At 39.5% G+C, this 12,800-nt stretch carries 12 protein-coding genes; 6 read left to right on the forward strand and 6 right to left on the reverse strand.

The window, feature by feature from the left end:
• Window positions 1–7: 7 nt before the first annotated feature.
• From WDJ61_RS05765 to WDJ61_RS05790, 6 genes are all read right to left on the reverse strand, one after another.
• Entirely contained in the window at window positions 8–685 is a 678-nt protein-coding gene (locus WDJ61_RS05765) for an ABC transporter ATP-binding protein (RefSeq protein ID WP_338753750.1), read from the reverse strand.
• Entirely contained in the window at window positions 685–1,764 is a 1,080-nt protein-coding gene (locus WDJ61_RS05770) for an ABC transporter permease (protein WP_338753752.1), read from the reverse strand. Before WDJ61_RS05770 ends, WDJ61_RS05765 begins: the two co-directional genes overlap by 1 nt.
• 130 nt (window positions 1,765–1,894) lie before the next feature.
• Entirely contained in the window at window positions 1,895–3,292 is a 1,398-nt protein-coding gene (locus WDJ61_RS05775) for a HAMP domain-containing sensor histidine kinase (protein ID WP_338753753.1), read from the reverse strand.
• Window positions 3,289–3,963 (reverse strand): response regulator transcription factor, encoded by a 675-nt coding sequence (locus WDJ61_RS05780; RefSeq protein ID WP_338753754.1) that lies wholly within the window; start codon window positions 3,961–3,963, stop codon window positions 3,289–3,291. Before WDJ61_RS05780 ends, WDJ61_RS05775 begins: the two co-directional genes overlap by 4 nt.
• 107 nt (window positions 3,964–4,070) lie before the next feature.
• Complete coding sequence (locus tag WDJ61_RS05785; RefSeq protein WP_338753756.1) at window positions 4,071–4,346, reverse strand: hypothetical protein; 276 nt, start codon at window positions 4,344–4,346, stop codon at window positions 4,071–4,073.
• Between the two features lie 229 nt (window positions 4,347–4,575).
• Window positions 4,576–6,030 carry a DHA2 family efflux MFS transporter permease subunit gene (locus WDJ61_RS05790; RefSeq protein WP_338754725.1) on the reverse strand — a complete coding sequence of 485 codons (1,455 nt, stop codon included), beginning with the start codon at window positions 6,028–6,030 and terminating at the stop codon, window positions 4,576–4,578.
• A gap of 217 nt (window positions 6,031–6,247) precedes the next feature.
• On the opposite strand from WDJ61_RS05790, the gene WDJ61_RS05795 reads away from it, so the two are divergent.
• From WDJ61_RS05795 to pxpA, 6 genes are all read left to right on the forward strand, one after another.
• The gene (locus WDJ61_RS05795) at window positions 6,248–7,096 is read left to right on the forward strand and encodes a TetR/AcrR family transcriptional regulator (protein ID WP_338753757.1); all 849 of its coding nucleotides are present in this window, start codon (window positions 6,248–6,250) and stop codon (window positions 7,094–7,096) included.
• Window positions 7,097–7,673: 577 nt separating this feature from the next.
• Window positions 7,674–9,113 carry an amino acid permease gene (locus WDJ61_RS05800; protein ID WP_338753759.1) on the forward strand — a complete coding sequence of 480 codons (1,440 nt, stop codon included), beginning with the start codon at window positions 7,674–7,676 and terminating at the stop codon, window positions 9,111–9,113.
• 478 nt (window positions 9,114–9,591) lie between these two features.
• On the forward strand, window positions 9,592–10,344 hold the full coding sequence (locus tag WDJ61_RS05805; protein WP_338753760.1) for an IclR family transcriptional regulator: 753 nt from the start codon (window positions 9,592–9,594) through the stop codon (window positions 10,342–10,344).
• A 4-nt stretch (window positions 10,345–10,348) separates the two neighbouring features.
• Window positions 10,349–11,044, forward strand: a complete 696-nt coding sequence (pxpB, locus tag WDJ61_RS05810; RefSeq protein ID WP_338753762.1) for a 5-oxoprolinase subunit PxpB — start codon at window positions 10,349–10,351, stop codon at window positions 11,042–11,044.
• Complete coding sequence (locus tag WDJ61_RS05815; protein WP_338753763.1) at window positions 11,032–12,042, forward strand: biotin-dependent carboxyltransferase family protein; 1,011 nt, start codon at window positions 11,032–11,034, stop codon at window positions 12,040–12,042. Before pxpB ends, WDJ61_RS05815 begins: the two co-directional genes overlap by 13 nt.
• Window positions 12,039–12,794 carry a 5-oxoprolinase subunit PxpA gene (gene pxpA / locus WDJ61_RS05820; protein ID WP_338753765.1) on the forward strand — a complete coding sequence of 252 codons (756 nt, stop codon included), beginning with the start codon at window positions 12,039–12,041 and terminating at the stop codon, window positions 12,792–12,794. Before WDJ61_RS05815 ends, pxpA begins: the two co-directional genes overlap by 4 nt.
• Window positions 12,795–12,800: the final 6 nt, after the last annotated feature.

Below are 12,800 nucleotides of genomic sequence, written 5' to 3' on the forward strand. Positions count from 1 at the left end.
CTGTGCTTTAAACCTTCACTAATTGACCAGCTTCCATGCGATACACTTCATCGCAAAGGGGTAAGACGGCCTCGTCGTGTGTCACCATGATTGCCGCTTTATTTGTTTCCTTTGCTTGACGAGCAATTAAAGTGGCAATATCAACGCTTCGGCTCGGGTCCAGACTTGCGGTTGGTTCATCCGCCAAGATGATGGCTGGATCATTAGCAAACGCACGAGCGATTGCGACCCGTTGTTTTTCGCCACCAGATAGCTGATGAGGATAATGCTTGATACGTGAAAGTAAACCAACGGATGCAAGCAATTCTTCTATATACTCATTTTGGTCAGAGCCTTTTTTTTCCGCCATTTGCAGCACAATTTTCAGTTGTTCTTTCACGGTTAAATAAGGAACAAGATTGGAACTTTGAAAAATATACCCGATATCTGTCAGCCGTGCTTGTGCTTTTTCTTTATCAGTGAAGTGAGTAATATTTTTATTATTGATATAAATATTTCCGCTGTCAGGGCTTAATAGCGCACCGGCAATTGATAAAAAGGTACTTTTTCCTGAACCGGACGGGCCGATAACAGCAGTGAATTGACCCGCCTTTGCTTGAAACGATAAGTTTTTAACAATATGAATGGTGGAGTCACCATCTTTAAACGATTTAGATATATTTTCCAGTACAAGTGGATATTCCATTATTCTACCCTCCCCATCGCTTCAATTGGATCTGCTTTAACAATGTTAAAGCTCGAAATGAGAGATCCGATTAATGCGACTGCTAATAATATTCCTGCTAACATCATAGTATTGGCTATATCAATGACATAAGGGATTCCTTCTGGTAAAAACGATGGCATGAAAATAGCAAATCCAGCAGCTATGCCAATGCTGATCATTGATAACAGCAGCGCTTGTATAATGGTTGTTCCAATTAAAAAGCTATTTCGAGATCCAATTGCTTTTAAAATACCAAACTGATTCATTTTTTGCCCAGTGATAATGTAGAAGAAGGCAGTTAAAATAAAGACCGTAATGACTAGTAGGAATCCGAGCATCATATAAAGAGAGCTTTGTTCCGCTTCAAACCCAGGGATACTCTTCATTACATCTTCTTTTGGTACCCATTGCCCATCTTTTGCTGGCTTTCCGATCGCATGTTCGCCCGTTGGAGCAACAAGTGCATTGTAGTATACTTTGTTGTTTCTTTCTGTTAATGCAGCCCAACTCTTTAAATTAATAAAAGCGACGGGCATATGGCTATATGTTTGACCACTCGTGAACCCTGTGACGGTAAAAGTGAGTCCGGATGTTTCCTCGTAAAGCGTATCACCAAGCTTAATTCCTTCTTCTTTTAATGATTCATCGGCTACGATTGATAACTGATCATCCTTTTTTAATGTGTGACCCTCGATCAGTTTCGGATGAAGAGCACTGTCTTCTTGAATTCCCATAAACGTTAAGTCTATCGTTTTATTATTTGTTCTGTCTTTAAGAGAGAACATTTGAACGCCGAGAGGCTCAAGCCCATGTTCTTTTTGCGCTTGAAGAGCTTCCGTTTCACTAATTTTTGATCGATCTAATCGGTGTTCTGCTTCTGTTTTCATATAAAAGCTATCTGCTTTCATATTCACTACGCTTGAGGCATTATCAAGTGACAGCCCGTTAGCTAATCCATTAATGATAAATACAAGCGAAGCTGTAAAGAACAAGATAAACGCGATTAGTAAATATTTTAATTTGAAAAATCTCATTTCTTTTATAGAGAGTGAGAACATTTCCATTCACCTTTCTTTCAGTTGATCTATTTGTATCATACAACCGAAAAATGAACAGAAGATGAACATCAATTTACAATTGCCGTTTTGTAAGAGCCAATAAAAAAATCCCTGAGTTTTATAAGAGTTTTCAGGGAATGTTTGATGTTTTTAGTTTTGGAAGTTCTACAGTAATTTCAGTGCCAACTCCTTTTTCGCTTTTGGCATAAATACGACCGTCATGGAGGTGCACGATTGCCATCGCGATAGAGAGACCTAATCCTGTTCCTTCTACAGTTCGGCTTCTAGCGACGTCTGCTCGATAGAAGCGTTCAAAAATACGAGAAAGATCAGCTTGGTCAATGCCTTCTCCAGAGTCCCGTACACGTATTTCTACTCGATCAGACTTGTCAATGAGCGAAATGCTCACACTTCCTCCTTCGACATTATATTTCACTGCATTAGAAATAATATTGTCCCAAACAGCATAAAGCATTGTTGGGTCTCCATAAAAATTCGTTGAAGAAAGCTGGTAGTCCGCCATAATTCCTTTTTCCTGCATCTTCCATTGGTGCTGCTTTAACACTTGTTTCATTTGATCAGACAAGGAAAAGGTTTGCTTTTTCAGCGGCTGGTCTTCCTGTTCTAATGAAGCAAGAAGCAAAACTTGCTTTGTTAACGCCGAAAGCCGAAGTACCTCTTTATTAATAATATCAGTGTAATAAAGCTTTTCTTCATCTGACAAAGCAGGCTGAGCCAAGAGGGAAGTGTACCCTTTAATATTAGAAAGAGGGGATTGAATATCATGGGAGATATTTGATATTAACTGTTTGCGTAGTTCTTCTAACTGTTCTAGTTGATTGGCCATTTGAGTAAAGCTTTGAGCCAGTTCACCAATTTCATCCTTGCGATTAATGTCTAATTGAATGTTAAAGTTCCCTTGAGCTAATTCAAAAGTGGCCGAAGTTAGTTTTTTTATTGGGGCCGTTAGTAATTTAACACTTATTAACACAAATAAAATGCTTAACAAAATCGTAAGCGCAAGCATTGAGCCAAATAAAAGGTGCATTTCATTAAAAAGCAGTTTAATATCTGGACGCATAAATAAGGCGTATGGTTTCTCTTGATATATTAATGGAACGCCGATTGTATTTTCCAATTCATTAGCAAAGAAACCGGTAACAAAAAAAGTATGGGGAAATTGCTGCATTCCATGAAAGATGTCACCGTTCAGGACCATCTTTACATCGTCTGGTGCTAAATTTACTTCCCGAAATGCTTTTCCATAAAACTGTTCTTGTTGTCCATCTGTTACATATAGTTGATAACCGACTGCTGAAAGATGGTCTAAATAAGAGTCTAAGTCTATCTCTGGATGAGTATGGACATAATCGACAATTTCTTCTGCGATCATGGTGTTTTTTTGATCATTGTACGGTTTCAAGATCATTTGATAATAAACGTTTGATAGAAGAAAAGCTATGATACCGCTCAGTAACATAATGAGAATAGTTGTGAAAGTAAATTTTCCATACAATGAGCGTATCATTCCTTTTCCTCCAGCTTATAACCCACTCCTCTGACAGTGAGAATTTCAAACCCTGGACGTAGGTTTTTAAACCGTTCTCGCAACCGCTTAATATGTACATCAACTGTCCGTTCATCTCCATCAAAATCTCGTCCCCATACAGAATCAATCAGTTGAGTTCTTGAAAAGGTTTGACGAGGGTAGGTGGATAAAAAAGAAAGAAGTTCAAATTCTTTTAGCGGTAACAACATCGAACTCTCACCGATTTGAACTTCATAACTTTTCGTATCAATGATTGTCTTGCCTATTTGAATGTTAGATGATTGCTGTTTATTGTAACGTCTAAGCAGTGCGTTGAGTCTAAAGATCAGCTCCTGTGGTTCAAACGGTTTTACAAGATAATCATCTGTTCCAGAGCGAAACCCGCTTTCTTTGTCACTTAAAGCACTCTTTGCTGTTAGTAAAATAATAGGTAGGTCATAATCACGTCGGATAGCCTTAGTAAGTTCAAAACCGTCCATTTGCGGCATCATTACATCGACAATGGCGGCATCACACTTTTTGATTTGAAGTAAGTTCAAAGCTTCCTGTCCATTTTCTGCTTGGAACGTTTGAAAACCCGCCTCGTTTAAATGAATACTCACGAGCCGACGGACAGCTGGATCATCATCGACAATTAATACAGAAATCATTGTTTTTATGCTCCTTTGTTTTTACTCATATGCTAATAAAAAAAGTATGAAAACACAACATTTTTAAATAAAGAAAGCAACGCCAGGGTGGAGTGGCGCTGCTTTCTTTATTTAATAACTTGAAAAATGTGATTTTTTTTCAAAATGGGTTTTATTTTGAAGAGTACATGATGAAGAATTTCTCGACGATAGACGGAGTGGAGCGCTGGAGTGAGATGTAATGTCTTCATAAATAATTCAGTGCGACGATCAATATAACGAATAATTTGTTCTTGATAAAATAAATCTCGTTTTTTAATTTGATCTTCTACCTCTTTTGAAAGTTGTACGGCAAATTGAGAGACAGAGTAATCAAGTGTTCCGCAGAATTCAGCTACTGTCATAGCTCATTCCTCCTTCCTCCTAACATTGTAAAGTGCTTCTAAATACATCCTAACACAATATTTACAAAAACTTAACATAAATATATTTCTTTTTTTTAATTTTTATGATATATGGTCTGGGATGTGCAAATATTTTGCTATTTATGCAGTAATTCCCGGAATGAACATGCTTTAAACAAAAAAGTGACTCAAACCAAAAGGTTTGAGTCACTCTGTTTCATTATAAAGTCTATTGTTGCCTAGTTGCTTCCTGTGCTGGCTGGGAACGTTTCAGGAAAAGTGAGAGAATAAGCGCAACTGTAGCGATACCAACCGAAATCGAAAAAGAAAAATTAATGCCATGAAGAATTGCTTCGTTCATCAGCTGTGTTTTCATTTCACTTAATTGAGCGGCGTTTGGCTGCACAGTAGAGGAAAGATTTTGCATCGCTTCTTCAGCTAACCGTTTCGCTTCGGATTCCGTTTTATTTTGCATGATGGTCACAAGAAGAGCCGATCCGACAGCACCGGATACTTGCTGTAGTGTATTGTTCATGGCTGTTCCATGCGGGTTCATGTTAGGAGGTAATTGATTCAGTCCGTTTGTCATAACGGGCATCATCACCATTGACATACCAAACATGCGAAGTGTATAAATCATCATTAAATAGCCATATGACGTTTCGAGTGTCAGCTGACTAAACATATAGGTCGTTAATATTGTGATCGATAGGCCTGTGACTGCCAACATACGTGCACCAAACTTATCAAATAATTTACCTGTAATCGGGGACATAATTCCCATCACGAGAGCCCCTGGCAACATTAATAGTCCTGAGTGAAGCGGGGAAATTCCTCGCAACGTTTGAACATATATAGGCATTAACAGCATGGCAGAAAACATGGCCATCGAAATGACCACAGAGATCGCAGAAGATAGTGCGAACATTGGGTAACGATAAATACGAAACTCCAAAAGTGGCTCATCTAGGCGAAGTTGTCGAGTAATGAATAAAATAAGTGAAAGGACTCCGACTATAATGGGACCATAAACAAGTAGGGAATCCCAACCTTTTTCTCCAGCTGAACTGAATCCGTACAATAATCCACCAAAACCAATACTTGATAATACAAGGGATAAAATATCGAGTTTGATTGGGCGTTGTGGAGTAATATTTTTTAGTTTGAAAAATGCGAGCAATAATGTGATCGCAGCAAATGGGAGAACGACATCAAATAAAGTACGCCAAGAATAGTGTTCAATCAGCCAGCCTGACAAAGTAGGGCCAATGGCAGGAGCTGTGATCATTACAAGCCCGAAGATTCCCATAGCGGCTCCGCGGCGTTCAATAGGGAAACTAACGAGCATCACGTTCATAAGTAGAGGCATCATCATCGCGGATCCTGATGCTTGAATCATCCGTGCTAGCAGCAGTACGTTAAGTGACGGTGCAAGACTCGCAAGTAAAGTTCCGGCTGTAAAAAGAGTCATCGCAAAAATAAACAATTTTCTATTAGTGAATTTTTGGATAAAAAAAGCACTGGCAGGAATTAATATTCCGTTGACGAGCATATAACCTGTAGACAGCCATTGAACAGCTGAGGCAGATGCATTAAATTCTTTCATAATCGATGGGAGTGCAACATTTAACAATGTTTCGTTCAATAATGATACGAAAGCACCGACAAATAAAATAGCGATCATCCCATAAGGTGGTTTATCTATTGTTCCTTGTGTGTTCAATTCATACCCTCCTGTAATATGTGTATAAAATAATGTACTTGTGTTATAGCAGGAAACTATCATATACCGTTGTTATAAAAAAATCAATAAAAATATTTGATAATGTTGAATTTGCTATTAGAATAGGCTACGATGCAATTATACAGTCAGTCCAATTTTATACAGATGAGGTGATCGAATGATGGATCGGAAACGCCAAGTCATCGAAGTGGCACATGTCCTTTTCATTGAAAAAGGATACTTGGCGACGTCCATTCAAGATATTTTAGATAAAAGTAAAATTTCCAAAGGGACGTTTTATAATTACTTTTCATCCAAGAAAGAATTATTAATGACAATATTCGAAATGATCAAGAACGAAACGAAGAAACGTCGTGTAGATATACTTGCGGGACGATCGACTTCAGATAAGGAAGCATTTATTGAGCAGATTGCTGTCAAAATGAAAGTGAATCAAGAAAATAATTTATTTGCTCTTTTCCAAGGAGTGTTTGCTTCAGAGGATGAGGAATTAAAAAAAATAGTCAAAAGCTATCATTATGAAGAAATAGAATGGCTACAAAAGCGAATGCTGGAGTTATATGGAGAGGATATTCTGCCCTACTCACTAGACCTAGCTGTCGGGCTGTTTGGTATGATACAAAACTATATCCATTTCTTTCTCATGGTCGATCAAGGAATGGATATTGATAAGGTCATTAGATACTCCATGCGTCGTTTAGAGACGAATGTTGTAGAAATACAACAAGATGACGATAAATTACTTGAAGTAGACCTACTGAACAAGCAGTTTTCAGAAACAAGTTTGTTAAAAGCAAATAAGAAATGTCTCATCATCCAGAAAATTAGTATGATGTTAAAAGATGCCGATGAGGAACAGAGCGAATTGCTGCTTTTCGTGCAAAATGAGTTCAGTCAACAAGAACCTCGACGAGCAGTGGTTGAGGCCATTTTAGCGGCTATCGCTAATCGTTCAGAACTTCAAAGTTACATACAAGATTATTTTGAGATCACGCATGTTGATTAACCAAAAATAAAGAAAAATGGGTAAGCCCTGCAGTTGATGTTGAACTACAGGGCTTATTTGAATGAATTCAGGTGTTGTATGGATACTATATCCGCTTTTCAGTAGATGATAATTTTGTCGTTTTAAGTCGATAAAAATGTTTTTGGAATAACAATAAATGGATGGGGTGTTTAAGTGGTTATAAAAAAAAGAATGGCTAAAACCTTGCTGTATCTTGGTTTTAGGAGCTGTACGAAAAAATTTAAAAGAGAGATCCAATCGTATAAATATTAAAAAAAATGTCGAGTTGAGTCATTTGTTTTTTTGCTATACACTAAGTGAGAAAAATGAAAAGGGGGAATGAATCATCTGAGCTGTACAGCCAGCCAAGGGGAATAAATGTCCAGATTCAAGAGAAAGCAAACTCGCGGAAGGACATAGAGCTTAGTAGTACCGGGGAGATCACGGAATGTTCATTTGGTTGTAAAAAGATGATTTATAGAAATCCAAAAATAAAGGTTCATATCCTTTTACATCACTGTATAAAAGTGTTTTCTAAAATGAAATCGCTTCCAAACTACTTTGAAGGAGAATGTCCATGTCATCAAGAGAAAATCAAACACATGAGTTAAAACGAAGCATGAAGGCAAGGCACTTGTTTATGATTTCTTTGGGAGGATGCATTGGTACAGGATTTTTTCTTGGTTCAGGCTACACGATTCATGAAGCTGGACCGACCGGTGCTATTCTTTCTTATTTAGTAGGCGGGTTGATTATGTATTTAACGATGCTTTGCCTTGGTGAATTGTCTGTTGCTATGCCGGTTTCCGGTTCTTTTCAAACATATACAACAAGATTTATCGGTCCTGCGACAGGCTTTTCTATTGGCTGGCTTTACTGGCTAGGCTGGGCAGTAACGGTTGCATTGGAGTTTTTAGCAGCTGGTCAGCTGATGCAGCGGTGGTTCCCTGATTCACCGGTTTGGATGTGGTGTGCAATTTTTGCTTCTCTGCTCTTTTTATTGAATGCGCTCTCAACAAAAGCATTCGCTGAAGCAGAATTTCTATTTTCAAGCATTAAAGTGATAGCGATCATTATGTTTATTGCAGTTGGCGGTGCTGCCATGTTCGGCTTTATCGATATGAAAGGCGGACAAGAAGCGCCATTTCTTTCCCGATTCTACGAAGAGGGACTGTTCCCTAATGGAATAACAGCCCTGCTGATTACGATGATTACCGTGAATTTTTCCTTCCAAGGTACAGAGTTAATTGGTATTGCGGCTGGGGAAAGTGAAAATCCGGACAAAACGATTCCTAAATCGATCAGACAAACGGTTTGGAGAACACTTTTCTTCTTCGTTCTATCTGTGTTTGTGCTTGCAGGAATGATTCCTATGGAGAAGGCGGGAGTCGTTGAAAGTCCGTTCGTTGTGGTGCTCGACAGTATTGGAATCCCTTATGCAGCGGATATTATGAATTTCGTTATTCTGACGGCTTTGTTGTCAGTGGCCAACTCTGGATTGTATGCTGCGACACGCATGCTGTATTCTCTTTCAGTAGAAAAGATGGCGAGCCCTGCGTTAGGAAAGATAAACAAACGAGGGGTGCCGATGAATGCCTTGCTCATTACAATGGCGATTGCAGGACTGTCTCTTCTTTCAAGTGTAGCAGCCGCAGAAACTGTGTTTGTTTGGCTTCTTTCACTTGCAGGACTAGGGGCCCAAATTGGCTGGATTGCTATTACAGCTTCCTTGCTTGCTTTTAGAAGAGCTTATATCCGTCAAGGCGGGAAAGTAGAAGATCTAAAGTTTAAAGTTCCTCTTTACCCTGTACTGCCAATTATTGCTTTATTGGCTAATTGTATCGTTATGGCTAGTTTGGCGTTTGACCCCGCTCAGCGTACAGCACTCTACTGCGGCGGAGCATTCTTTATTGGGTGTTATATTGTTTATCATTTTAAAATCAAGAAAAATCAAACGGCCAATGTCACTGAACAAGAAGTTCATCTACAATTAGACAAAAAAATCATGCTGAAATAACAAAGAAGCATTTTATCCCGCATTAACGGGCTGTAAGACCCCCACCTCAACATGGCAGAAGAAGCGCAGGTATGTAGGTGGAGGATCAACAGCCCGTAAACGCCCGATCCGTTCAACTAACAATCAGTGGAGGAAGAAGAACCCCCCGCTGATTGAATTTTCACTTTATTTTTTCGCATAAAATCATTCCCTGAATAAGGGACGCCCTCAGACGTCTCTTATTCGGGGTTTTTCTATGGATATAGAAGGAAAAATGGATTAAGTAGCAGTTAACTTAGCATAAACAATAATTTTTTCAGCCCTGTGAAGAGACTTGTTTTACTTTCTTTTCTACATGGAATCGTTTGTTCTTTTGTGCCAATTTAAAATTATATGAAAATTAAATAAAAAAAACTTGTCACAATTTGTTCTTTTTTTTATAATTAGAGTACCGAATATCGGAATGGTTGTTCCGAATAATGGAATAGAGGTGTGAACAGTGAATAAAACAGTTTTAAAATCGATGGAGATTATTCAATTATTCTTTGATGAGGAACAACAAACTTTGCAGGAAATTGTCGAAAAAACAAACTTGCCAAAAACATCTGCGTATCGAATGGCAGAGTCACTATATGAACTGGGATTTTTGCAAAAAAGTGATGAAGGCGCTTACAAATTAGGGCTTCTCTTTTTACAGCTGGGACATCTCGTGTCGGAACGGTTAGAAATTAGAAAAGTGGCGCTTCCGATTATGAATGAATTAAAAAAAGAGACAGGTGAAGCTGTCAATTTAATTATTAGAGAAAAGGAAGAAGCGATTTATATAGAAAAGGTTGATACGACAGAACATGTACGAGTATATACACAAATTGGACGACGTGCCCCTCTATATGCTGGAGCATGCCCTCGAATTTTGCTTACTTTTTTACCAGATAAGGAACGAGAAGAATTCATAAACCGAGCGATGATAAAAAAATATGCAGATGGAACAATCGTGGATAAAGATACGCTTCGACAAATGTTAGCAGAAAGTAGAGAAAAGGAGTATTCGATTAGCCATTCTGAACTTGAAAACTACTCTTCAGCGGTTGCAGCACCCATTTTTGATCATATGGGGAAAGTGATTGCAGGGATTAGTCTTGTAGGACCTGAAGTGCGTTTTCAAGATGAAGCTCATGTCGAATCTTTAATTATTAGATTAAAACAATCAGCAGAAGAAATATCTAAACATATGGGTTGGAAAGGGGAGTAGAGCAATGAAAGAACAGATTATTCCGCTCGGTGATCGAGCTGTAACGGTTCGACTTGGCGATGAGATTAGTATGGATGTTCATCGAAAAGTTCGTGCCTTTACTAGACATTTAGAGATAGAGAAATGGCAAGGGGTAGAAGAGTGGGTGCCGTCGTTCGCTGCGATCACGATTTATTATGATCCTCTACAAATAAATTTGCAAAAATTAACGGAATTAATACTAGAAGACATTGAAAAAATTGCACATGAACAAGAGGGAGAGCCACGCTTACTGCATATCCCGGTTTTATACGGAGGAGAAAGTGGTTCAGATCTTAAAGAAGTAGCGGCCTTTCATCAGCTTGATGTGGAAGAAGTCATTCGTCTTCATACGGAACCGGAATATATTGTATACATGATCGGATTCGCTCCTGGATTCCCCTATATTGGAGGTTTATCCAAGCAGCTGTATACTCCGAGAAAAGAAACACCTGATTTACATATTCCTGCTGGTTCCGTCGCCATTGGAGGTCAGCAAACAGGGGTTTATCCTATTCAATCTCCTGGTGGATGGCATGTCATCGGTCGGACGCCGTGGGATTTATTTAATCCAAAACATCAGCCGCCAAGTTTACTCCATGCGGGTGACAAAATTAAATTTGTTGCTATTGATGAACGTCAATTTGAGGAAGAGAGGGGGAATACACCATGGCAATGCTGATTACTCGTCCTGGTTTTTTTACCACTGTTCAAGACCGTGGTCGAACAGGTAACAGACAGTATGGCGTGATTGTGTCCGGAGCGATGGATGATTTATCGCTTCGTCTCGGTAATTGGTTAGTTGGTAATGAATGTGGAGCTGGTGCGTTGGAGATGACTATGACAGGAGCGAGCGTCCAGTTTGATCAACCTGTCTTTGTTGCTTTCACCGGAGCAGAAGCGAGCATTGAATGCCAAGGGAAGCCAGTTCCGATGTGGCGTCCTGTGTATGTACCCGCAGGAAGCGAGGTGCATGTGAGGAAATTTATCCAAGGAAGCCGTGTCTCTTTGTCCGTTGCTGGGGGAATAGATGTACCTAAAGTGTTAGGCAGCCGATCAACTTATGCTCGGGGTCAATTCGGCGGTTTTGAAGGTCGATCCTTGAAAAAAGGGGACAACCTTCCGATTGGTCGCCCGAATGAAACGGTTCAGGCAGTGATTGATGGCATCCCTAAAGCTGCTGCTCGTGTATTAGCGACTAATTGGGGGATTTCTTCATCCGTTTATCAATTTTTAAAAAATACTCGTTTTCGTTGTATAGCAGGAAGTGAGTATCGTTGTTTTACTGATGCCTCACAACAAGACTTCTGGGGAAAACCTTATAAGATTACACCAGAATCTGATCGAATGGGCTTTCGTCTAGATGGTGCTCGTTTGCAAATGAACAAATCAAAAGAGATGATTTCTGAAGCAGTAGCGATTGGGACGATTCAAGTTCCTTCATCAGGTCAACCGATCATTTTAATGGCAGATCGGCAAACGACGGGGGGATACCCGAAAGTGGCGAATGTGACAACTGTCGATCTTCCTAGTCTTGCTCAAAAAATTCCTGGAACAGAGGTGTACTTTGAGTATGTAACACTAGAAGAATCTCAACAATTATACATTCAAAGAGAACATGAATTACAAATGATTCGATCAGCTATTCAGTTGAAATGGAGAAAGGAGAGGGAACAATGAAAGTAGATATTAATTGCGACTTAGGAGAAAGCTTTGGTGCTTATCGAATGGGTGCAGACGAAGAGATTATGCCTTTTATCACGTCTGCCAATATTGCTTGCGGTTTTCACGCAGGAGACCCTGTTGTTATGCGCCGAACAGTAAAACTGGCATTAAAGCATGGGGTAGCTATTGGAGCTCACCCTGGATTTCCTGATCTTGTTGGATTTGGACGCCGGCCAATGGAGCTTTCTGCTGAAGAAGCATACACGTCTGTTTTATACCAACTGGGTGCTTTATCAGCCTTTGTCCAAGCGGAAGGCGGAAAACTTCATCATGTAAAGCCGCACGGAGCTCTTTATAATATGGCAGCAAAAGACAAGCAGCTAGCTGAAGCGATTGTCAAAGCAATTGTTGATTTTGATTCTTCGCTTGTATTATACGGCTTGTCAGGAAGTGAATTGATTCAAGCGGGTGAGGAAGCTGGATTAAAGGTAGCTGAAGAAGTATTTGTTGACCGCACGTATCAAGCAGATGGATCATTAACGAGCAGACGAGATCCCAAAGCCTTTATTGCCACGGATCAAGAAGCAGTTCAACAAGCCATTCATATGGTTCAAAAGGGGGAAGTGCAGGCGGTCACTGGGGAAACAGTTGCTATTCAGGCAGACACCATTTGTATTCATGGAGATGGTCCTCATGCCCTCACTTTTGCAAGCTATATTCGTAAAGAACTTGAAAGTAAAGAAATCATTATTCAAACAATCAAATAGAAGGAG

It is taken from the genome of Bacillus sp. FJAT-52991, assembly GCF_037201805.1.
Taxonomy (GTDB): Bacteria; Bacillota; Bacilli; order Bacillales; family Domibacillaceae; genus Bacillus_CE; species Bacillus_CE kandeliae.